Below are 19,732 nucleotides of genomic sequence, written 5' to 3' on the forward strand. Positions count from 1 at the left end.
ATCGGGAGCGCCTGACCTAGCGTCGATGCTCGTGACTTTCCGCGACCCGTACAGCGCAGACATTCTTTCCGGGCACCCTCGGCGGGCCAAGAAGGTGTACCCGACGGTGGCCGCGGAGCGAGACCTCGTCGTCGAGGACGCGGAGACCGGATTCTGCGGTGCTGTCGTGGGTTTCGAGCGCACCTATGACGGAGACTTCGTGCGGCTCGAAGACAATCGAGGCAAGACCCGCCTGTTCGCGATGCGCGAGGCAGCCTTCCTGCTCGACGGGGCGCCCGTCACCCTCACCCGCCCGGCCCCGTCGGCCGCGCGGGCTCCCAGCAGATCGGCGTCCGGTTCGACCAAGGTCGACGGTTTGCGCGCTCGGGTGGCGCTGCCGAGTCGAATCTGGGTGGAGGGCATTCACGACGCGGCCATCGTCGAACGTGTGTGGGGCCACGACCTTCGAGTCGAGGGCGTCGTCGTCGAGCACCTCGAGGGTCTCGACAATCTCGGGGACCGTTTGGCGGAATTCTCGCCCGGGCCCGGTCGTCGAGTGGGTGTGCTCGTCGACCACCTCGTCGAAGGGTCCAAGGAATCAGCGTTGACGCGTTCCCTCGGCCCCCATGTCGCCGTGACCGGCCATCCGTACATCGACGTGTGGGAAGCAGTGCGTCCGGCCGCCGTCGGAATCGACGCATGGCCGAGGATTCCGCGCGGCGAGGACTGGAAAACCGGCGTGTGCCGGACACTCGGGTGGGCTTCACCACAAGAGGGCTGGAGACGGGTGTACAACTCCGTCAACAGCTTTCGTGATCTGGAGGCTCCGCTCATCGGTGCGGTGGAGCGTCTTGTCGATTTCGTGACCCAACCGGACGGTCTGTCCACGTAGGGTGGAGACGTGGTTGCAATCATCTGGCTTGTCGGAGCGGTGTTGCTGGCCGCTGGGGAAGCGTTGTCGGGTGATTTCTTTCTCTTGATGCTCGCGGGCGGTGCCCTCGGTACCGCCGGTGTGTCGGCGGTGACCGATCTTCCCGTGTGGGGCGACGCCATCGTGTTCGCTGCGCTGTCCGCCCTTCTCGTCCTGTCCGTGCGCCCGGTGTTGTTGCGTAAGTTCGCTTCTCCGCCGGCGGTGCCGATGGGAATGGAGGCCCTGACGGGAAAGTCCGCCGTCGTCCTGGAGGACGTCGGGGGTCAGTCGGGCCGCGTCAAGCTCGACGGCGACGTCTGGACCGCTCGCGCGCTGGATTCCACCGAAACGTACGAAGTAGGAATGACCGTGACCGTGATGAAGATCGACGGCGCTACCGCCGTCGTATGGAAAGGTCTGTGAACAACTGATGGTGGCATTGATCGTCCTTGCAGTGATCGTTCTTCTCGTGGTCGTGGTGGTGGCCAAGTCCGTCACCCTCGTCCCGCAAGCGGAGGCCGCGGTGATCGAGCGCCTCGGCCGGTACTCGAAGACCATTTCGGGCCAGTTGGCCTTCCTCGTTCCGTTCGTCGACCGTGTTCGCGCGAAAGTCGATCTGCGCGAACGAGTCGTGTCGTTTCCACCGCAGCCTGTGATCACACAGGACAACCTCACCGTGTCCATCGACACGGTCGTGTATTTCCAGGTCACCACACCGCAGGCAGCGGTGTACGAGATCAGCAACTACATCGTCGGCGTCGAGCAGCTCACCACGACGACACTGCGTAACGTCGTCGGTGGCATGACGCTGGAAGAGACTCTGACGTCCCGTGATTCGATCAACGGCCAGTTGCGCGGTGTGCTGGACGAGGCCACGGGCCGTTGGGGCCTGCGGGTGGCACGTGTCGAGCTCAAGAGCATCGATCCGCCCCCGTCGATCCAGGAATCGATGGAGAAGCAGATGAAGGCGGACCGTGAGAAGCGCGCCACCATCCTCACGGCCGAAGGCCACCGCGAATCGTCCATCAAGACCGCGGAGGGCGAGAAGCAGAGTCAGATTCTGTCCGCCGAAGGTGCCAAGCAAGCTGCCATCCTCTCGGCCGAGGGTGAGCGCCAGTCACGCATCCTGCGCGCTCAGGGCGAGCGCGCCGCGAAGTACCTGCAGGCGCAAGGTGAAGCGAAGGCCATCGAGAAGGTGTTCGAAGCCATCAAGGCCGGCAAGCCCACGCCGGAACTTCTTGCGTACCAATATCTTCAGACGCTGCCGAAGATGGCGGAAGGCACGGCGAACAAGACGTGGATCGTGCCCAGCGATTTCGGTGACGCCCTCAAGGGGTTCGCCAAGAACCTGGGCGCCAAGGGCGACGACGGCGTGTTCCGCTTCGAGCCCAGTGACCACGGCGACGTCAGGTCCAAGCCCGAGGACGACTCGGAAGAGGTCGCCAGCTGGTTCGACACCAAGACCGATCCGGTGATCGCTCAGGCTGTGGCCGCTGCAGAAGCGGTGGCCCGCAAGCCCGTCGACACCTCTCTGGGTCGCCCGCCGTCGGTCAGCGAGCTGGCCGCGCCGGCGCCGTCGACCTCCGAGCCGGCCCCGTCCGAGCCGGCACCGGAGAACTGATGTCCTAGTGGGCGATGCCTGCAGCGACACCGCTGCAGGCAAGGGCCCACAGCACGCTGGTGAACGTTCCGATGATGAAGTGTTCGGATGCGTGTGCGTCGCGTACGTCGGGGTAGCGGGCGAGGCCTTTCACCGCCAGCACGACGGCAATGCCCTCGGGCCACCCGCTGACGACGGACACGGCGACGGCGAGCCTTTCGAGGACGCCGATGACCAGACCGCCGTGCAGCACAGCGGGTTCGGGTCCGGTCGAGTCCTGCCTGCGGGCAATCGTGAATGCCAGCGGCACCAACGGCACCCCGCCCGTGGCTGCCGCGGCCACGGCCAGCACCAAGGCGAGCACGAGCGGCACCCCGGTCACCGGGTCGGGTAGTGCTGCGGCAACGGCTCCGGCTACCGCCAGGCCGGCGGCGGCGACCGCGCTGCCCAACCAGGGCACCTTTCGGGTCGGGAGCAGTGGCGCGAGCGCCGCGACGGCGAGCGCGATGAGCGCGGTGGCGATCACGACACGCCCCCGTCGGCTCGGGCGAGCAACCGGACCGCGGCGTTTCGTCCGGACAGTTCGGCCTGCCAGCCGGCCACGGCCAGTCGTTGCGACATCGCTTGTCGGGTGATCCCCAGCTCCGCCGCAGCCACGGCCTGGGAGGTTGCGGTGCGCATGGTCGCGGTGGCCGACCGACCCTCGTCGGAACGGCGGGTGATCAACACCGCAAGCAGCGTGAGTACGGCCTGTGCGTCGGCTGCGGTGTCGTCCGAGGGTCCCGAGACCGCAATGGCTCCGGGGGCGGTCTTGGCGCGGGTCACCGCGTCGCGGGCAGCTTCGAATGCTTCTCCTCGACCGGCGCGGGTGATGTCCGGCAACGGTTGCTCGGTGGCGCCGGCTCCGATACCGACGCTCCACGAGCCGTCGTCCACGAGGTCGAGAGCGATGTCGACAACGAGGTTCGGATCGTCGGACACTGCCTGCACCTCGTCGCCGGCCGTTCGGTCGAAGGGGCGGATCAGTGATCGCTCCGCGTAACGATCGAGGAGGTCGGGAACGCGATCGATATCGCGTCTGCTGCGTCGTTGATCCACGGTGAGGACGAACATAATGTAAAGCCTAGTGACTTGATAATCAGTAATCAAGCATCGAAACTTGACGCAAGGGATGGAACTGGATTCGCGCGAATCAAGTATCGGAACTTGACGGCGACGTCACCGACATCGTCGAGTCCGTCGGCGACACATCCGTCGGCGACACATCCGTCAGCGGAAGGACCGTGACCGGCATCCGAGCGTCGACCACCAAACCCACCACACCGAGGGCGATGCACGAACCCGATACCGCGAGCAGAACCGGATCCGTGTGCCCTCCCAGTGCGTTCCCCAGCAGCACGATCCCCACCGTGCCGGGAACGACCCCGACCAGCGTGGCCAGCGCGAACGGCACGACACGCACGGCGGAGACTCCGGCGCAGTAGTTCACCACCGAGAACGGAACGGGTGCGATCAGACGCAACGAGCCGACGGCCAACCACCCACGGCGCGCGAGTCGTGCGTCGACGGCCGCCAGCGCCGGGTGCCTCAGACGAGCGGCCACGATGTCGCGGCCGACCCAGCGCACCAGGAGAAACGCCAGCACCGCGCTGACGGTGGTGGCGGCCACCGCGATGAGCAGACCCGTCGCAGCCCCGAACAACACGCCGGCACTGATCGTGAACAAGGTGCGAGGAATCGGGGTGATCGTCAGCAGAACGTGCGCCACGAAGAACGCCACCGGGAAACCCGGGCCCCACGAACCCGCCCACGCGCGCAGCTGCTCCACCGTCGGGTGCGGGACGAGGAATGCGACCGCCACGAACGCCGCCACGAGCAGCGCCGCAAGCAGGGGTCGACCGTACTTCCGTGTCCGTGCACCTGTCACAGGACTCCACGCTACCGCCGAGGACCCGGGCGTCGTGAGATGTGACAGCCGTCTCAGCAAGATGAGGTGTACCTCACGATAACGTGCAATCGGTGCGGTTAGCATCACCACAACGACGCCTTGCGAACGCACGCGGCGCTCGGCGAAAGGGAACAATGGCGGACAGCACCCCGGACACAGGCGTCGACAGGGACGATTCGCTCGACGCGGCCTTCACGGCGTGGCAGGGAGCAGTGGCCGGCGTTCTCGCGAAATCCCGTCGCGTGGATGCGAACACGCTCCCCGAGCACCCCGAATCGCTGCTCGCGTCGACGACCTACGACGGCATCACGATCAACGCTCTGTACGGGCCTCGCGATGCCCGCCCGGAAGTTCCTTTGCCCGGGGCCTTCCCGTTCGTTCGTGGGCGCGACGCATCGCGCGACGTGGCACGCGGCTGGCTGGTCGCCGGAAGCGTCGGAGTCGGCGAGAAGGACCCCGCCGCGATCAACTCCCTGATTCTGAACGGCCTCGAGAACGGCATCAGCGCACTGTGGGTCGGGGTCGATTCCGTCGCACCGTCGGACCTCCCGCAGATTCTGTCCGGGGTGCTGCTCGATCTCGCACCGGTCACGCTCGACGCGGGGAACCGGCTGGTCGACTTCGCGGACGCGCTCTTCGCTCTTCTCGATTCGGCAGACGGCACAGAGAATCGATCGGCGGTCGACGTTCGCCTCGCCGCATCACCGCTGACCGACGCGTTCGACTCCTCGAACGGCGTCGACCTGGACGCCGCGGTAGCCCTGGCGCAGACGGCATCCGGTCGGGCCGAGTCCGTCCGCGCGATCACCGTCGACGGCACGGTCTTCCACGACGGCGGCGCCGCCGACGCTCAGGAAGTCGGCATGGCGGTCGCCGTGGGACTCGAGTACCTCCGCAGTCTCACCGCCGCCGGTCTGACCGCCGCACAGGCCTTGGCCCAGATCGAGTTCCGGTTCGCCGCTACCGACGGTCAGTTCGACACCATCGCGAAGTTCCGAGCCGCCCGCCGGGTCTGGGCGCGTGTCGCGCAGGTGTGCGGTGCGCCCGACAGCGGCGACGCACCGCAACACGCGGTCACCTCGGCCGCAATGATGGCTCAGCGTGATCCGTGGGTGAACATGTTGCGCACCACCCTCGCCGCCTTCGGCGCGGGTGTGGGGGGTGCCGACTCGGTGACGGTGCTGCCGTTCGACGTGTCGCTGCCGCCGGGCGCACTCGGGGTGTCCCGGTCGTTCTCCAATCGGATCGCCCGCAACACTCAACTGCTCCTGCTCGAGGAGTCGCACCTCGGTCGGGTGCTCGACCCCGCCGCCGGATCCTGGTACGTCGAGGATCTCACCGACAAGATGGCCGAGTCCGCGTGGTCGGTGCTGCAGGAGATCGAATCCGAAGGCGGGTACGCCGCCGCCCTCGAGTCGGGCTTCGTACGGCGAGCGGTGGACACGACACGCGAGGAGCGTGCATCGGACATCGCCCACCGCCGAACCGCCGTCACCGGCGTGAACGAGTTCCCGAATCTCGCGGAGAAGCCGCTGCCGGAAGGACTCGCACCGGCCGCGGGAACGACGCGCTACGCCGCGCAGTTCGAGGCGCTTCGCGATCGCAGCGACCGCGCACTCGAGCAGACCGGTTCGCGGCCACAGATCTTCCTCGCGCCGCTGGGCTCGGTGGCCGAACACAACGTCCGCACGACGTTCGCAGCAAACCTGTTGGCATCCGGTGGGATTCATGCCGTCGACCCCGGAGCGGTCACCGACCTCGGCGGCGCAGCGCGCGAGTGCGGTGCCTCCATCGCCGTACTGTGCGGCACCGACCGCCGCTACGCCGACGAAGGAGCCGAGGCGGTGCGCACGCTGCGGAACGCCGGCATCGAACGCGTCCTTCTCGCCGGTCCGGAGAAGGCATTCGCCGACGCGCCCGACGACGGTCGACCCGACGGGTACCTGACGGCCAAGATCGACGCGATCGCCGCGCTGACCGAACTCATGGACGAACTGACCAGCACTCTCGACAGGAGTCCGGCATGAATCGGCGAATCGGGCACGTGATCGGCAGTTTCGCCGACGTACCTCTGGTGGAGCCGGGCGACCCCGTGGCGCCGTCACCCTCCGCGGCCGAGGTGGACGCCCACGTCGCAGCGGGTGCCGCAGCGAACGGGTACACCACCGATCAGCTGAGGTGGTCGACCCCCGAAGGCATCGACGTCAAGTCCGTGTACGCGGGAGCCGATCGTGACGCCGTCGCCGCGGCGGGCTATCCGGTCGATTCCTACCCCGGGGAGGCGCCATTCGTCCGAGGCCCATACCCCACAATGTACGTCAACCAACCGTGGACCATTCGTCAGTACGCCGGCTTCTCCACGGCGTCGGAGTCCAATGCGTTCTACCGCCGTAACCTCGCGGCGGGCCAGAAGGGTCTGTCCGTCGCATTCGACCTCGCCACGCACCGCGGATACGACTCGGACCATCCGCGAGTACAGGGTGACGTCGGAATGGCCGGTGTCGCAATCGATTCCATCTACGACATGCGTCAGCTCTTCGACGGAATCGATCTCGGCAGCGTATCGGTCTCGATGACCATGAACGGTGCCGTGCTCCCCATTCTCGCGCTGTACGTGGCCGCCGCGGCGGAGCAGGGTGTCGGACCGGAAAAACTGGCCGGGACCATTCAGAACGACATCCTCAAAGAGTTCATGGTGCGCAACACCTACATCTATCCGCCCAAGCCCTCGATGCGCATCATCTCCGACATCTTCGCGTACTCGAGCGAGCGAATGCCGAAGTACAACTCGATCTCGATCTCGGGCTATCACATCCAGGAAGCCGGTGCGACAGCCGATCTGGAGCTCGCGTACACCCTCGCCGACGGTGTCGAGTACATCCGCGCGGGCCTCGACGCGGGCATGGACGTCGACACCTTCGCGCCCCGGCTGTCGTTCTTCTGGGCCATCGGCATGAACTTCTTCATGGAGGTCGCCAAACTCCGCGCGGGCCGTTTGCTCTGGGCGGAGCTCGTCCAGAAATTCGACCCGAAGAGCCCCAAATCGCGTTCCCTGCGGACACATTCGCAAACCTCCGGGTGGTCCCTCACCGCCCAGGACGTGTTCAACAACGCCTCGCGCACCTGCATCGAGGCCATGGCGGCAACGCAGGGCCACACCCAATCGCTGCACACCAACGCCCTCGACGAGGCGCTGGCACTGCCCACGGACTTCTCCGCCCGCATCGCGCGAAACACGCAGCTTCTGCTGCAACAGGAATCGGGTACCGTCCGCCCGATCGATCCCTGGGGTGGGTCGTACTACGTCGAATGGCTCACCGCACAATTGGCCGACCGCGCGCGCGCCCACATCGCCGAGGTCGAAGAAGCCGGCGGTATGGCACAGGCCATCAGCGAGGGCATCCCGAAGCTACGTATCGAGGAAGCCGCCGCCCGCACACAGGCCCGCATCGACTCCGGTATCCAACCGCTGGTCGGGGTGAACAAGTACGTACCGGACGAGCCGGACAGCATCGAGGTGCTCAAGGTCGAGAACTCGAAGGTCCGCAAGGAGCAGATCGAGAAGCTCGAACGACTACGCGCGGAACGAGATTCGGATGCCGTCGAGGCGGCGCTGGCAGCGCTGACCCGCGCAGCCGCCTCCGACGAGGGCGGGATGGAGAACAACCTGCTCGCCCTCGCGGTCGACGCAGCACGAGCCATGGCGACGGTCGGCGAAATCTCGGATGCGCTCGAGAAGGTCTACGGCCGCCACCAGGCCGAGATCCGTACCATCAGCGGCGTGTACCGCGACGAAGCAGGGAAAGCCAAGAACTTGGCCCACGCCAGCGAACTCGTCGCGGAATTCGCCGAGAACGAAGGGCGCCGACCCCGCATCCTCGTCGCCAAGATGGGGCAGGACGGCCACGATCGCGGCCAGAAGGTCATCGCCACGGCCTTCGCCGACATCGGATTCGACGTCGACGTCGGCCCGCTGTTCCAGACACCGGAAGAGGTCGCCAACCAGGCCGCCGACAACGACGTGCACGTGGTCGGTGTGTCCTCGCTCGCCGCTGGGCACCTCACCCTCGTTCCGGCGCTGCGCGATGCCCTGGCCGCCGCGGGACGGCCGGACATCATGGTCGTGGTCGGCGGTGTCATCCCTCCCGGAGACTTCGACGCCCTCTACGACGCCGGCGCGGCCGCGATCTTCCCGCCCGGCACGGTGATCGCCGACGCCGCAGCCGATCTGGTGACCAAGCTCGCGCAATCGCTGGGACACGGAGCTGGACACGTCGACCGGCCTCCGGCCTTCCCGTCTGTCTCCGGTGTCTGACCGTCCCACACGCACGATCGACATCGCCGAGCTCGCCACGTCGGTCCGCGCGAACGAGCGATCCGGGTTGGCGCGCGCCATCACCCTGGTCGAATCCACTCGTGCGGACCATCGAGACCTCGCGCAGAAGCTTCTCCTCGAGCTGCTGCCCGAAGCTGGGGGAGCGCATCGCGTCGGAATCACCGGTGTGCCCGGCGTCGGCAAGTCCACGTTCATCGACGCCCTCGGCATGCAGCTCATCGCGGAAGGTCACCGCGTCGCCGTCCTGGCCGTCGACCCGTCGTCGACGCGTACCGGTGGCTCCATTCTCGGTGACAAGACCCGGATGGCCCGGTTGGCCGTCGCACCCGAGGCGTACATCCGGCCGTCTCCGACGTCGGGAACTCTCGGCGGCGTGGCCAAGGCGACCCGCGAGACCATCGTCCTGCTCGAAGCCGCCGGCTACGACGTCATTCTGGTCGAGACCGTCGGCGTCGGGCAGTCCGAGATCACGGTGGCGGGGATGGTCGACTGTTTCTGCTTCCTCACCCTCGCCCGCACCGGAGATCAGTTGCAGGGCATCAAGAAAGGTGTTCTCGAGCTCGCCGACGTGGTGGCGGTGAACAAGGCCGACGGCAAGCATCTGACCGAGGCGAAGGGAGCCGCGCGCGAGTTGGCGGGAGCATTGCGGCTCATCTACCCGCACGACGCGCTGTGGAAGCCGAAGGTCCTCACCATGAGCGCCATCGAAGGTACCGGCCTGGACATGTTCTGGGACACCGTGCTCGAACATCAACGGGTACTTGCCGAGGCCGGCGAGTTCGACGAGAAGCGCCGGCGGCAGCAGGTCGAGTGGACCTGGATGATGGTCAACGATCAACTGCTGCGCAGACTTTCCTCGAACGATGCGGTCAAGAAGGTGCGCGGTGACGTCGAGGCGCGGGTGGCGGAGGGAACGCTCACCGCGGCGTTGGCGGCGCAGGAGATATTGAGCGCGTTCGATGCGCCACCCACCGACTCGGGGGCACCCTCACACCGATAGATCGACCGAATGTGCCCCTCAGTCGGGAACCTGTTGCGACTCAGGGGCACCCTCACACCGATAGATCGACCGAATGTGCCCCTCAGTCGGGATGAACGGCCGCCGCGAACCGCCCCACCCGCTCGAGCAGATGGTCGAAGAAGGCGTCCGGGTCCGTGCGCACCGCGATCGCCGCGTTGGGCGGTCGACCCCAGAATCCGCGCCGATCGGCCACCGTCGTTCCGCGCGTGAGGGTTCCGTCCAGCTCGACGTCGACCGTCGCCTCTTCGTACTCGGCGAATTCCGGGTGCAGAGCGAGCGCCGCAGCGAAGGGGTCGTGCATGTGCGCGAGATATCCCTCGCCCTGTGCCTGGTGGAACTCCATGTAGAAGCGCACCGCATCGGTGAAGTACCGCACCATCGGGTTCGACGCTGCCGAGCGGATCCCCACTTCGTCGGTCTCGGAGAGCGTCTCGATCGGTCGACTGCCCGCGATCTCGGCCAGTCGCGCCACGTGATGCGGCTTCATCTCGATGGTCTCGGTCAGGCCCAGTGCGCACACGATCGGCGGGTGGAGCGCCTCGGAGAACGCGTCGAACACTTCTTTCGCCGCTTCGGGATCGACGGCCACGTTCCATTCCGAGGTGGGGGTGGTGTTGCCGGGGTGGTCGAACGATCCGCCCATGATCACCAGGCGGCGCAACAGTTTCGGCAAATCTGGTTCCAACCTGACCGCCAGGGCCAGATTGGTCAGCGGTCCGGTGACCAGTCCGGTGATCTCGCCGGGATATTGGTGGACGGCCGCTACCCACGCCTGCGCTGCGGTCCGATCGGAGACCGTCCTGGTCGACGGTGGTAGTTCCGCGTACCCGATGCCGTGGGGCCCGTGGGTGTCCTCGGTCGTCATGAGGGGAGCAACAAGCGGTCCGTCGGTGCCCACGGCCACCTCGATCAGCGGGGCGCCGCACACGTCGAGCCAGCGCAGGTTGTTCTCGGTGACCTGCGCGGTGGGAACGTTGCCCGCGGTGCAGGCGAGGACGGTGATCTCGGCTTCGTCGGCGCTTGCCAGCAGGTAGAGAAGTGCGAGCGAGTCGTCTATTCCGGTGTCGACGTCGACGATCAGCTTCTGCGGGAACGGGGTCACCCGAGTGATCCTCTCACCACCGCGCGTCGTCGGAACCCCAGTCGTGCGCGGGGAACGGGTAGTCGTCGTAGTCGGCCAGGGCAGGCCTGGCTGCCGTGATCGTGCCGTGAGTGGAGACAGTTTGCTCGTCGGGAAGAACCGCGGCCGGTGGGTCCTCGATTCGACCGGGAGCCGCGAGCAGCCACGCGGCGGTACGGGCCAACGACACCGTCGCGTCTCGACCGATCCCGTCGGCCAGCTGAGCCGCGAGCGCGTCGACTACTCCTGCCGCGAGCAGGTATCCGCTGGCGTGGTCCAGTGCCTGCGCGGGCAGCGCTCCCGGTGCGCCTTCGATCAGTGAGATCCCCGATGCGGCCTGGACGAGGCTGTCGAATCCGCGTCGGTGCGCCCACGGGCCGCGCTCACCCCATGCGCTGACACGTCCGTGCACCACTCCGGGGGCCAGACGAATGTCGAGGGCACCTGGCCGGTATCCGGTGACAACGACGTCGACTCCGCTCATGAGGGCGTCGAACCGCTCGCGGTCGTTCGGTTCACCGAGATCGAGCAAGGTGGTGCGCTTGCCTTGCCCGTTCTCGATGTGCTGCCAGGCGATTTCCGGCAGGTGTGGCGAGTCCACCCGCAGCACCGTCGCGCCGAGAAGCGCCAGCGCTCGCGTCGCAACGGGACCGGCGATGACCCTCGTGAGGTCGAGAACACGGATGCCTGCCAGGGGCGTCCGCGAGGTGGCCTGTGGCGGCCCGTAGGGGTCGCGGAAGTCGGGCCGCATCGTCCGCGACACGACGGGCCCCGATGCGGCGCGCCGTCCGGGTTCCGATGCGGCCCAATCCTGTTCGGTCCGCACCCGCACCGCGAGACCACCGGCCGACGTCACCTCATGTTCCACCGCTGCACCCTCCCGACGTGCGAGTTCGGCGGAAAGGTCGTCCCGAGATGCGTTGCGGGGCAGGTCGAGCGTGGCCAGCAACCGCGCACGGTGGTGCGGATAGTTGGCGTGGGTGCGAACCCATCCGTCCGAGGTGGGGAAGAAACCGGAGAGCTCGGCGAAACCGTTCACCGGTGCACCGTCGATACGAAGCATCTTGTCACCGCTGAAGGAGGCGGCAATGCGTGCGAGGTCGAGAGTCCAGGGAGCCGATTCGAGCTCGCGTGCAGTGCGGTAGCGGTCGACCGCACTGCACAGCGCCGCAACGGATCCGGCCGCCAAGGCAGCCACGGGCAGAGTCGCCGACAGGTAGGGCCGGGTCGGCTGCGCACCACGCAGCGCAGTCGCCGACTTGAGCCCGATGTCGTAGTCGCTGAGCAGGAGCTCGTGCACCGCTACACCTTTCGGGCCGACACCTCGACGCCGGCGGTCCGCAACCGAGTGACGAGCGCGTCACCGATACCCGTTGCGGGAGTGAGCACCCCGCCACCGATACCGGGCAGCTCGTCACGATTGAGAGCAAGTGCGAGCGCCGACTCGCCGAGCATGATGGCCGTCGCCGCGTAGCCGGGGTCACCCTTGGCCTTGACGCGGGAGACGTAGTGCTCACCGGTCGTGGTGGTCGTGTAGATGTCGACCGTGAAATGGCCTTTCCGCTGGGTCTTCTCGCTGGGTCCCTCACCCGGCTTCGGGAGCACCTTGTCGAGGATGAAGCGAGTCGGCTTGAACGCCAGACCCGCGACGACGGCGCCGAGCCCGGCGGCCACCGCGCCGGCCAGAACGGGGGAGAGCGGTGAGGAACCGACGCTCATGACCTCGTTGTACTTGAACGTCTTGCCGTACGCGTAGCCGAGGAGGGCGTTGGACCGTCGCACCACCCGAGAGTTGTACGACGCCATGACGAACGGCGCCTTGTAACCCTTCAGAGACGGATGTATCGACGAACCCTTCATGATCGGCGCGTCGTTCTGTCGACCCAGGTCGGGTTCGATCGAGCGGTCGGGGCTCAGCGAATAGGGACTGACCGCAATCTTGCGGGCCTTCTTGCTGGCCGTCATCTCGTCGATCTGCCCACGCAGCGAATCGATGGTGCCTCCGCTGACGCCGCCGCTCATGGATGTCACGACCAAGGTGGTGTCGGTCAGCTCACCGGCGCCGTCCTGGTTCACTTTCTCGTAGAGAGCGAACACACCGATGTCCGACGGGATGGAGTCGAACCCGCACGAGTGCACGATGCGGGCGCCGGTCGAGTGAGCCAGTTCGTGGTTCTCGTCGGCACTCTCGCGCGCGAACAATACTTCACCGGTGAGGTCCACGTAGTCGGTACCGGCTGCTGCGCACGAATGTGCAAGCGCCTTACCGTATTTGGCGTAGGGTCCGACCGTCGTGATCACGACGTGGGCCTTGCTCGCCAGCGCGTCCAAGGCCACGGTGTCGTCCGCTTCGGCCACGAGGATGGGCCAGTCGGCCGCCGTACCGCCGAGCGAGGACCGGACCGACACCAGCTTGCTCTGCGAGCGGCCGGCCAGCGCGATGCGAGTTCCCTCGGGCGCAGCGCCCGCCAGATGCTTGGCTACGAGAGCGCCGACGAAGCCACTGGCTCCGTAGACGATCACGTCGAAATCGCGGACACGTTGCTCAGTGGAAGCCATGAGCCAACCCTACGTGCGCGACGGGTCACACCGTCCAGGTGTGCACCGGATCGCCCTGGTGCATGCGGTCCAGGTATTCGGCGAGCATGCCCGCCAACGCCGTCGCGCGATTGTCGCCCGCGGATTCGCGAGCGGCGACCGATGCTCGTTGCCATACCGACCCCGACTGCCGGGCAAGGCACCGCGCCTCGATCACACCGAGATAGCGATCGCGGACATCGGCGTCGACACCGTAGGACTCGAGACCGGCGTCGGCGAGGGGGAGCAACCGGCGCAGCACGAGTTCCTGCGGTCCGACCCACCCGACCTCGGGCCAATACAGTCGCCCGTCGAAACCGCCGCGCGCCGCCGCGTGGACGTTCTCCTCGGCCGCGTCGAACGACATCTGCGACCAGACGGGCCGATCGGCGTCGACGAGCGCGCGCACTGTTCCGTAGTAGAAGGCGGCGTCGGCCATGATGTCCACGACGGTGGGTCCGGCCGCCAGTACGCGGTTCTCGAGACGGATGTGATGGCCGCCGCCGGACGTGTCGTAGACGGGCCGGTTCCAGCGATAGACGGTGCCGTTGTGCATGCGCAGTTCGGTCAGCTTCGGCGTACCGCCCGCAGCGAGAACCTCCACGGGATCCTCGTCGGTGACAACCGGCAGCAGGGCAGGGAAGTAGCGCGAGTTCTCCTCGAAGAGGTCGAAGATGGAGGTGATCCACCGCTCGCCGAACCACACCCGCGGCCGTACGCCCTGATTGACGAGTTCCTGCGGCCGGGTGTCGGTGGCCTGCTCGAACATGGGGATGCGACTCTCGTGCCAGAGTGCCTTACCGGCGAAGAAGGGCGAGTTGGCCGACAGCGCGATTTGGACTCCAGAAAGTGCCTGAGCCGCATTCCAATACGACGGAAAGTCGGACGGAGCGACCTGAAGATGCAGCTGTACCGACGTGCAGGCGGCCTCGGGCAGGATGGTCTCGCAGATGGTGTTCAGCGTCTCGACATTGCCGTCGTCGTGCAATGGCACACCCGAGATGGACAACTCGATGTCCTCGCCGCGCGCGGCGAAGATCTGCTGATCGAGCAGTTCGTAGCGGGGGTTGGACGAGAACCAGTGCCGTGCGAAGTGTTCTTCGGTGAGCGTGGGAAGCATGCCGATCATCGCCAGCCGGCTACCGGATTCCTTCGCCCGCGCATCCGCGGAGTCCAACGAGAACCTCAGCCCGTCCTCGAGCGCGCGCATGTTGTTCGCGCTCAGCGGTTTCGGCGCCACGTTGATCTCGATGTTGAATTGGCCCAGCTCGGTCTGGAAGTCCGGGTCGGCAATGGCTTCGAGGACCGCAGCATTGGCCATGGCCGGTTGCATCGTGTCGTCGACCAGGTTCAGTTCGACTTCCATGCCCAGACGCGGCTCGTCGACGCTGAAGTCGTCGTTCGCCAGCATCGTGGCAAGCGCGTCGAGACACCGCTGCACCTTGCGCCGAAATTCCTGTCGGTCTTGACGACTGAATGTCCGTGCGTCGACTTCATCGCCCATGTAGCAATCACACCATTACCAGGGCGAGGGGGCGTAGTCCTTGAGAAATTTGCCGTGGACGTCGTGTCCCGCCTCGCCCTGCACGATGGGGTCGTAGACGCGCGCCGCACCGTCGACCAGGTCCAGCGGAGCGTGGAATCCCTCGTCCGCCAACCGCATCTTCGTCGGATGTGGGCGTTCGTCCGTGATCCACCCGGTGTCGACGGCGGTCATCAGGATGCCGTCGGACAGCATTTCACCCGCGCTGGTGCGCGTCAGCATGTTGAGCGCGGCCTTGGCCATGTTGGTGTGCGGATGCCCCGGACCCTTGTACCCACGGCCGAACTGTCCCTCCATTGCCGAGACGTTGACGACGTACTTGCGCCTGGCAGCCGCAGAAGCCATGGCGGGCCGCAGGCGGGAGACGAGGATGAACGGTGCGACCGAATTGCACAGCTGAACTTCCAGGAGCTCCATCGGATCGACCTGATCGACGGTGTGCACCCAGCTGTTGGTGTCGGCCAGATCCGGGACCAACCCGCCGGCGTCGATGGCGACACCCATCTCGATGCGTTCCGGCGACGCCGACCCGGCAACCAACGCCAGCGCCGAAACCGCCTCGAGTGCAGTGGTCGGAACGGACCCGGCCAGCGCAGCGGGATGCGCGTCGCTCGTGTTGCCGAAGGTCAGTACCTCGACGGGCGATTCCTGCAACACCAGTGGAGATTCGGCGTCGATCAGCGCGGAATACGAACCAGCGGAGCGCTTCACGGTCTGCGCGGCGTTGTTGATCAGAATGTCGAGTGGTCCGTCGGCGGCGACCGAGTCGGCGAGAGAAACCACCTGCGCTGGATCGCGAAGGTCGATACCGACCACCCGAAGTCGATGCAACCAGTCGGCGCTGTCGGGCATGGAGGTGAAACGGCGAACGGCGTCGGCCGGGAAGCGGGTGGTGATGGTGGTGTGCGCCCCGTCCCGCAACAGACGCAGCGCGATGTACATGCCGATCTTCGCCCGGCCGCCCGTCAACAGCGCACGCCGTCCGGACAGATCGGTCCGCGCGTTCCGCTTGTCGCGGTTGAGCTCCGCGCACGCCGGGCACAGTTGGTGATAGAAGGCGTCGACGACCGTGTAGCGCTGTTTGCAGATGTAGCAGGGACGTGCGCGCAGGAGTGTGCCCGCCGTGTCAGCGGTCGTGGCCGACGTGAGCGCCAACCCGGCCGTCTCGTCGTCGATGCGCTCGGGGGAGCCGGTGGCCGTGCTCGCGATCACGGATCGGTCGGCTTCGGACACTCTGGTGCGTGATTCGACGCGTCGGCGCTTCTTGATCGATTTGAACAGCTGCGCCGTCGCACGTTGCAGCGCAACGGAATCGGGATGCTCGTCGTGCAGGTCGGAGGCCTGGGCGAGCACCCGGAGACAGACGTCGAGATCGTCCGGATCGATGTTCACGCTGCCCACTTCCGTTCGGCTACCACGACGCTCTGACACCTCACACACGAAAAGACCCCGATTCGGGCGAGAATCGGGGTCTGTGCGTGTCCGAGGGGGGACTTGAACCCCCACGTCCGTTAATAGGACACTAGCACCTCAAGCTAGCGCGTCTGCCATTCCGCCACTCGGACATACAGTTTCTGAACTTGGCCACCGTGTGACATACAGATACTGCCGCACCGATTTCTCGGTGCGACGGCAAATATTAGCCGATCCCGGCCCACGAGACAAAACCGCACGTCGCACGGACGGCGCGGCAGCTCCCTGGTAGGAAAGACGGGTGACTGACACCGATCGATCGAGTCGTTCCGCAGGCTCCACTCCTACCGTTGCCGTCGACGAAGTCGTCGACCTGGTCGCGTCCCTCATCCGCTTCGACACGTCCAACACCGGCGAACTCGAGACCACGGTCGGCGAGAAGGAATGCGCCGAGTGGGTCGCCTCGCAACTCGAGGCGGTCGGATACGAGACCGAGTACGTAGAGTCCGGACAACCGCGGCGCGGCAACGTGTTCGCGCGGCTGAAAGGTGCCGACTCCTCCCGCGGTGCGCTCCTCGTACACGGACATCTCGACGTCGTTCCCGCCGAACCCGCCGACTGGAGTGTGCATCCGTTCTCCGGCGCCGTCGAGGACGGCTACCTGTGGGGCCGCGGTGCCGTGGACATGAAGGACATGGTCGGTATGGCACTTGCCATCGCCCGCGAGCTCAAGTCCTCCGGCACGGTGCCCCCGCGCGATCTGGTCTTCGCATTCCTCGCGGACGAGGAGGCGGGCGGCACCTGGGGTTCGCACTGGCTGGTCGAGAACCGACCCGACCTGTTCGAGGGTGTCACCGAAGCAGTCGGCGAGGTCGGCGGTTTCTCGCTGACGGTTGCGCGGCCGGACGGAACCGAGAAGCGGTTGTACCTCGTCGAAACGGCGGAGAAGGGCCTGGCCTGGATGCGGCTCACCGCCAAAGCCCGAGCGGGTCACGGATCGTTTCTGCACGAAGAGAACGCAGTCACCTACCTGGCGGAAGCCGTTGCGCGCCTGGGCAATCACACCTTCCCACTGGTCATGTCGGATTCCGTGCGCGAGTTCCTCGCCGCGGTGTCGGAAGAAACGGGTATCGACTTCGACCCCGAGTCACCCGACATCGACGGCATGCTCGCCAAGCTCGGAAGCATCGCCCGCATCGTCGGCGCCACGTTCCGCGACACGGCCAACCCGACCATGCTCTCGGCGGGATACAAGGCCAACGTCATTCCACAGAGCGCCACAGCCGTCGTCGACTGCCGCATCGTGCCCGGCCGTAAAGCCGCCTTCGAGAAAGAGGTCGACGAGTTGATCGGCCCGCACGTCGAGCGGGAGTGGATCACGAACCTCGATTCCTACGAGACCACGTTCGACGGGACCCTCGTGGATGCGATGAACGACGCGATCCTGGCCTTCGACGACAACGGTCGCACCGTCCCGTACATGCTGTCCGGGGGAACCGACGCCAAGGCGTTCGCGAAGCTGGGCATTCGATGCTTCGGATTCGCGCCGCTCAAACTGCCGCCAGAACTCGACTTCGCTGCGTTGTTCCACGGCGTCGACGAACGGGTACCCACTGATTCCTTGGTGTTCGGCACCAAGGTGTTCGCGCATTTCTTGATGCACAGCTGACCGAAAGGATTCACATGTCGTACGACCCCTACGCCGCCCTTCCCGATCTCCCGTCCTTCGAACTGACGAGTGAGGACATCACCGACGGCGGTCCGCTGAAAGAAGACCAGGTCAGCGGAATCATGGGCGCCGGCGGTCACGATCAGTCGCCGCAACTGTCCTGGTCGGGATTCCCCGAGGAGACGAAGAGCTTCGTCGTCACCGTGTACGACCCGGACGCGCCCACGGCCTCGGGTTTCTGGCATTGGGCCGTGGCAGACATCCCCGCATCGACCACGTCGCTCGTCGTGGGCGCCGGTGACGACCAGGGGACCGGGTTGCCGACGTCTGCGATCACCCTGAAGGGCGACGCCGGCGTGGCGCGATTCATCGGCGCCGCCCCGCCCGCCGGTCACGGACCGCATCGCTACTTCGTTGCCGTCCACGCCGTCGACACCGAGTCGTTGGGAATCGACGAGACCGCCTCTCCCGCGTACCTCGGATTCAACCTGTTCTCGCACGCGATCGCCCGTGCCGTGATCGTCGGGACCTACGAGCAGAACTAGCGACTGCCGGAACCGACTGCGTCGGACAACGAGCGGAATCCGGCGGCGCGGGCACGCCGGGCGATGCCCGCGTTCAGTCGACGCGCCCAGAACGGTCCGCCGTACACGAAGCCGGTGTAGCCCTGAATCAGGGATGCACCGGCTTCGATGCGTTCCCAGGCCTGATCGACCGTCTCGATGCCGCCGACCGACACCAACGCGATACGCCCACCGACACGGGAATGCAGGCGGCGCAGTACCTCCAGGGATCGCGCGGCGACGGGTGCGCCGGACAGCCCGCCCGCGCCCATGGCATCGACTTCCGCCGACGGCGTTCGCAGCCCGGTCCGTGCGATGGTGGTGTTGGTCGCGACGATTCCGGCGAGGTCGAGTTCGACCGCCAGATCCGCGACGGCGTCGATGTCGTCGTCGCTGAGGTCGGGGGCGATCTTGACCAGAACGGGCTTGTCGACGGCCGACTGCACCGCGGCCAGGAGGGGTCGCAGCGATTCGACTGCCTGCAGATCCCGCAATCCTGGCGTGTTGGGCGAACTCACGTTCACGACCACGAAGTCCGCCACCGGGCCCAGCAGCCGTGCGCTCGTCGTGTAGTCGGCGGTCGCTCCCTCCGGAGCAATCACCTTCGTCTTGCCGATGTTGGCCCCGATGGGAATGTCACCGCGCCGCCGGGTCAACCGGCCGGCCGCGGCCGCAGCGCCGTGATTGTTGAACCCCATTCGGTTGACGAGACCGCGGTCCGCGGCGACGCGGAACAGACGTGGTTGCGGATTACCGGGCTGCGCATCTGCCGTGACGGTGCCGATCTCGGCGAAGCCGAAGCCCAGCGGCCCCCACGCGTCGACTCCCGCGGCGTCCTTGTCGAATCCCGCGGCGAGACCGACGGGCGACGGAAATCGGACTCCGAACACGGTGGATGCCAGCAGCGGATCGCGGACGGTGAGGATCCGTGCCGCTGCGGCACGTGTCGGACCGAACCCGGTGACCGAGCGCATCGCGGTGAACGCAACGTGGTGGATGCGCTCCGGCGGAACGAGGAACATCGCTTTGAGCAGCAGGTGATACGCAGACATG

General features: G+C 66.5%; 17 protein-coding genes and 1 tRNA gene. 8 read left to right on the forward strand and 10 right to left on the reverse strand.

The genetic code is table 11. The features are described from left to right. Positions 1-31: 31 nt before the first annotated feature. From IEW02_RS12470 to IEW02_RS12480, 3 genes are read left to right on the forward strand one after another with little or no spacing between them, the layout of a single operon-like run. Positions 32-871, forward strand: a complete 840-nt coding sequence (locus tag IEW02_RS12470) for a DUF3097 domain-containing protein (RefSeq protein WP_229745967.1) — start codon at positions 32-34, stop codon at positions 869-871. Between the two features lie 9 nt (positions 872-880). Beyond that, the gene (locus tag IEW02_RS12475) at positions 881-1,312 is read left to right on the forward strand and encodes an NfeD family protein (RefSeq protein WP_188545065.1); all 432 of its coding nucleotides are present in this window, start codon (positions 881-883) and stop codon (positions 1,310-1,312) included. Positions 1,313-1,319: 7 nt separating this feature from the next. Next, on the forward strand, positions 1,320-2,510 hold the full coding sequence (locus tag IEW02_RS12480) for an SPFH domain-containing protein (RefSeq protein WP_188545066.1): 1,191 nt from the start codon (positions 1,320-1,322) through the stop codon (positions 2,508-2,510). Positions 2,511-2,514: 4 nt separating this feature from the next. Here IEW02_RS12480 and IEW02_RS12485 read toward each other — a convergent pair whose 3' ends face one another. The 3 genes from IEW02_RS12485 to IEW02_RS12495 all read right to left on the reverse strand — a co-directional run bounded on the left by IEW02_RS12485 (position 2,515) and on the right by IEW02_RS12495 (position 4,416). After that, a complete protein-coding gene (locus IEW02_RS12485) occupies positions 2,515-3,015 on the reverse strand; it encodes a hypothetical protein (RefSeq protein WP_188545067.1) in 501 nt (166 codons plus the stop codon). After that, complete coding sequence (locus IEW02_RS12490) at positions 3,012-3,602, reverse strand: hypothetical protein (RefSeq protein WP_188545068.1); 591 nt, start codon at positions 3,600-3,602, stop codon at positions 3,012-3,014. Before IEW02_RS12490 ends, IEW02_RS12485 begins: the two co-directional genes overlap by 4 nt. 79 nt (positions 3,603-3,681) lie before the next feature. Beyond that, positions 3,682-4,416: a TVP38/TMEM64 family protein gene (locus IEW02_RS12495; protein ID WP_371829936.1), complete on the reverse strand. Its 735-nt coding sequence runs from the start codon at positions 4,414-4,416 to the stop codon at positions 3,682-3,684. 155 nt (positions 4,417-4,571) lie between these two features. On the opposite strand from IEW02_RS12495, the gene mutA reads away from it, so the two are divergent. From mutA to meaB, 3 genes are read left to right on the forward strand one after another with little or no spacing between them, the layout of a single operon-like run. Then, a complete protein-coding gene (mutA, locus tag IEW02_RS12500; RefSeq protein WP_188545069.1) occupies positions 4,572-6,464 on the forward strand; it encodes a methylmalonyl-CoA mutase small subunit in 1,893 nt (630 codons plus the stop codon). Then, positions 6,461-8,752, forward strand: a complete 2,292-nt coding sequence (gene scpA / locus IEW02_RS12505; protein WP_188545070.1) for a methylmalonyl-CoA mutase — start codon at positions 6,461-6,463, stop codon at positions 8,750-8,752. Before mutA ends, scpA begins: the two co-directional genes overlap by 4 nt. Next, positions 8,745-9,773, forward strand: a complete 1,029-nt coding sequence (meaB, locus tag IEW02_RS12510) for a methylmalonyl Co-A mutase-associated GTPase MeaB (RefSeq protein ID WP_371829937.1) — start codon at positions 8,745-8,747, stop codon at positions 9,771-9,773. The genes scpA and meaB overlap by 8 nt, the downstream gene beginning before the upstream one ends. A gap of 82 nt (positions 9,774-9,855) precedes the next feature. On the opposite strand, the gene IEW02_RS12515 is transcribed toward meaB, so the two are convergent. The 6 genes from IEW02_RS12515 to IEW02_RS12540 form a co-directional block, all read right to left on the reverse strand. After that, positions 9,856-10,896: a nucleoside hydrolase gene (locus tag IEW02_RS12515; RefSeq protein ID WP_188545071.1), complete on the reverse strand. Its 1,041-nt coding sequence runs from the start codon at positions 10,894-10,896 to the stop codon at positions 9,856-9,858. 13 nt (positions 10,897-10,909) lie between these two features. Then, entirely contained in the window at positions 10,910-12,184 is a 1,275-nt protein-coding gene (locus tag IEW02_RS12520; protein WP_188545332.1) for a CoA transferase, read from the reverse strand. Between the two features lie 32 nt (positions 12,185-12,216). Then, a complete protein-coding gene (locus tag IEW02_RS12525) occupies positions 12,217-13,473 on the reverse strand; it encodes a saccharopine dehydrogenase family protein (protein WP_188545072.1) in 1,257 nt (418 codons plus the stop codon). Positions 13,474-13,498: 25 nt separating this feature from the next. After that, a complete protein-coding gene (locus IEW02_RS12530) occupies positions 13,499-14,995 on the reverse strand; it encodes a glutamate-cysteine ligase family protein (protein ID WP_188545073.1) in 1,497 nt (498 codons plus the stop codon). A 15-nt stretch (positions 14,996-15,010) separates the two neighbouring features. Continuing rightward, positions 15,011-16,435 (reverse strand): SDR family NAD(P)-dependent oxidoreductase, encoded by a 1,425-nt coding sequence (locus IEW02_RS12535; protein ID WP_188545333.1) that lies wholly within the window; start codon positions 16,433-16,435, stop codon positions 15,011-15,013. A gap of 78 nt (positions 16,436-16,513) precedes the next feature. Continuing rightward, positions 16,514-16,599 (reverse strand) — tRNA-Leu (locus IEW02_RS12540). Positions 16,600-16,748: 149 nt separating this feature from the next. Between IEW02_RS12540 and IEW02_RS12545 the strand changes: the two genes are divergently transcribed. After that, positions 16,749-18,116: a M20/M25/M40 family metallo-hydrolase gene (locus IEW02_RS12545; protein WP_188545074.1), complete on the forward strand. Its 1,368-nt coding sequence runs from the start codon at positions 16,749-16,751 to the stop codon at positions 18,114-18,116. Between the two features lie 14 nt (positions 18,117-18,130). After that, positions 18,131-18,661 (forward strand): YbhB/YbcL family Raf kinase inhibitor-like protein, encoded by a 531-nt coding sequence (locus tag IEW02_RS12550; protein ID WP_188545075.1) that lies wholly within the window; start codon positions 18,131-18,133, stop codon positions 18,659-18,661. Here the strand turns inward: IEW02_RS12550 and IEW02_RS12555 are convergent. Then, a complete protein-coding gene (locus IEW02_RS12555; protein WP_188545076.1) occupies positions 18,658-19,731 on the reverse strand; it encodes a quinone-dependent dihydroorotate dehydrogenase in 1,074 nt (357 codons plus the stop codon). The two genes, IEW02_RS12550 and IEW02_RS12555, sit on opposite strands and share 4 nt — an antisense overlap. Between the last annotated feature and the right edge of the window lies 1 nt (position 19,732).

The sequence above is a fragment of the Rhodococcoides trifolii genome, assembly GCF_014635345.1.
Lineage (GTDB): Bacteria > Actinomycetota > Actinomycetes > Mycobacteriales > Mycobacteriaceae > Rhodococcoides > Rhodococcoides trifolii.

Coding starts and splice junctions, on each gene's coding strand:
- IEW02_RS12480 (WP_188545066.1), top strand. CDS start 1,320: ATGGTGGCATTGATCGTCCTTGCAGTGATCGTTCTTCTCGTGGTCGTG.
- IEW02_RS12490 (WP_188545068.1), bottom strand. CDS start 3,602: ATGTTCGTCCTCACCGTGGATCAACGACGCAGCAGACGCGATATCGAT.
- mutA (WP_188545069.1), top strand. CDS start 4,572: ATGGCGGACAGCACCCCGGACACAGGCGTCGACAGGGACGATTCGCTC.
- scpA (WP_188545070.1), top strand. CDS start 6,461: ATGAATCGGCGAATCGGGCACGTGATCGGCAGTTTCGCCGACGTACCT.
- IEW02_RS12525 (WP_188545072.1), bottom strand. CDS start 13,473: ATGGCTTCCACTGAGCAACGTGTCCGCGATTTCGACGTGATCGTCTAC.
- IEW02_RS12530 (WP_188545073.1), bottom strand. CDS start 14,995: ATGGGCGATGAAGTCGACGCACGGACATTCAGTCGTCAAGACCGACAG.
- IEW02_RS12550 (WP_188545075.1), top strand. CDS start 18,131: ATGTCGTACGACCCCTACGCCGCCCTTCCCGATCTCCCGTCCTTCGAA.
- IEW02_RS12555 (WP_188545076.1), bottom strand. CDS start 19,731: ATGTCTGCGTATCACCTGCTGCTCAAAGCGATGTTCCTCGTTCCGCCG.